Consider the following 1,972-nt stretch of genomic DNA (forward strand, 5'->3'; position numbering starts at 1 on the left):
GGACGCGGCCGGCACGGGCGTGTGGCTGATCCGGCAGGACGCGCCGGACGCCTGCCGGCTGGAGCACGTCCCGCTGGGCGACGGCGAGCCCGACCGCGGCCAGCCCGCCAGCTGCCGCACCCAGGTCCGCGCCGAGACCGCGCACGGCCTGCTGATCACCATCAACTCCGGCGCAGCCGAGTCCACCGACGCGCTGATCGACCCGGCGACCGGCCGCACGGTCGAGCAGGCGCCGCGCATCCTCGCCGTCGCCGGGGACCGGATGCTGCTCGACGGCCTGACCGACCTCACCCTCGTCGACCTGCGCGACCACGGCCGCAAGCAGCTCACCAGACCGGCGATCGGCGGCCTGCTGACCGTCGCCCCGTCGCGCGAAGGCAGCCTGATCGCGATCGACTTCGCCAACCCGGCCTACCGCGGCACGAGCACGCAGATCCGGGACGTCTGGCTGCTCCGCACGGAGACGCTGACCTGGCAACACGCGCCGGGCATGCCGTACGTGAGCGAGCACCTCAAGCGCGGCGGCGGCCTCGACTGGACCGGGAACGGCGACCTCGTGCTCGCAGACGGCGTCATCGGGGCCTGGCACCCCGGCGAGCCGCGGTGGCGCCTCGGCGCGGCCGCCCTGCCGACGAGCGACTGGTCGGGCCTCGCCGTGCTGCCGTGAGGGTCACTCCTCGTCGAGGCCGTGCTCGATCGCGTAGCGGGCCAGCTCGACGCGGTTGTGCAGCTGCAGCTTCCGCAGCGTCGACTGCACGTGGTTCTCCACCGTCCGGTGCGACAGCACCAGCCGCTCGGCGATCTGCCGGGCGGTCAGCCCCTTCGCGACCAGACGCAGGACGTCGGTTTCGCGCTCGGTCAGCCGGGGCGGCTCGGCACCCGTGGTGTCGCCGGCGTCGGCCATCCGCCGGTACTCGCCGAGGACGAGCCCGGCCAGCCCGGCGGTGAACACCGGGTCGCCCGCCGCGGTCCGGTGCACGGCGTCCACCAGCTCCGCGGCGGACGCCGACTTGACCAGGTAGCCGGACGCGCCGGCCTTCACCGCCTCCAGGACGTCCTTGTGCTCCCCGCTCGCCGAGAGCACCAGCACCTTCGTCGACGGCAGCGCCGCGGTGATCTCCCGGGTGGCGTCCACCCCCGAGGTGGTGCCGAGGTTGAGGTCCATCAGCACGACGTCCGGCCGGACGGTCCGCGCGATGCGCAGCGCCGCGTCGGCGTCCGGCGCGGTCGCCTTCACGTCGAAGCCGTGCTCGGTCAGGTCGCGGGCCACCCCGTCGCGCCAGATCGGGTGGTCGTCGACCACCATGACCGAAATCCGCGGCTCGCTCATTTCGCACCCCTCGTGCTCGGCACCCTGACCTCCCACTCCGTGCCCTGGCCGGGCGCGGTGTCGAGGGTCGCGCTCCCCCCGAGATCGCGGACCCGCCCCCGGATGGATTCCACCACGCCGAGGTGTCCTTCCGCTGCCGCTCGCTCGAGAACGCCGTCCGGAATGCCCGGTCCGTCGTCGCGGATGCTCACCACGACTTCGCTGCCGAGGTCCTCCAGCAGCACCCACGCGTGCGCGCCGGGGCCCGCGTGCTTCTCGACGTTCGCCAGTGCTTCGCGGGTGACCGCGACGAGTTCTTCGGTGACGCGCGCGGGCAGCTCGACGTCGTCCGCCGGTGTCGAGACCTGCACCGACGACGTCGCGAGCAGCTGCAGCGCCGCGCGCAGGCTCACCGTGCCGCTGTCGTTCGGCGTCAGCGGCTCGGTCGTCACCAGCGACCGCAGCGCGATCTCCTGCTCGCCGGCCAGCCTCGCCAGCTCCGCCGCCTCGCCGCCGACCTCGTTGCCGCGCTTGCGGACCCGGGCGAGCACCTGCAGCACGCTGTCGTGGATCGAGCGGGCCAGCCGCTCCCGCTCGGCCGTCGCCGCTTCCTTCCGCAGCGCCTGCTCCAGCCGCGCCGCGGACCGGCGGCCCAGCGTCGCG

At 74.3% G+C, this 1,972-nt stretch carries 3 protein-coding genes; 1 reads left to right on the top strand and 2 read right to left on the bottom strand.

The features are described 5' to 3' along the window. The coding region (locus tag G3I65_RS41130; RefSeq protein WP_160700877.1) for a hypothetical protein at positions 1–667 on the top strand (667 nt) is incomplete at its 5' end. 3 nt (positions 668–670) lie between these two features. Here the strand turns inward: G3I65_RS41130 and G3I65_RS41135 are convergent. Beyond that, entirely contained in the window at positions 671–1,330 is a 660-nt protein-coding gene (locus tag G3I65_RS41135; RefSeq protein ID WP_125309257.1) for a response regulator transcription factor, read from the bottom strand. After that, on the bottom strand, positions 1,327–1,972 hold a 646-nt coding region (gene macS / locus G3I65_RS41140), incomplete at its 5' end, for a MacS family sensor histidine kinase (protein ID WP_239071753.1). The genes macS and G3I65_RS41135, both read right to left, overlap by 4 nt.

It is taken from the genome of Amycolatopsis sp. SID8362 (assembly GCF_010550475.1).
Classification (GTDB): domain Bacteria; phylum Actinomycetota; class Actinomycetes; order Mycobacteriales; family Pseudonocardiaceae; genus Amycolatopsis; species Amycolatopsis eburnea.

Excerpts from the sequence above, each read along its gene's own strand:
- G3I65_RS41135 (WP_125309257.1), bottom strand. The coding sequence starts at position 1,330 with ATGAGCGAGCCGCGGATTTCGGTCATGGTGGTCGACGACCACCCGATC.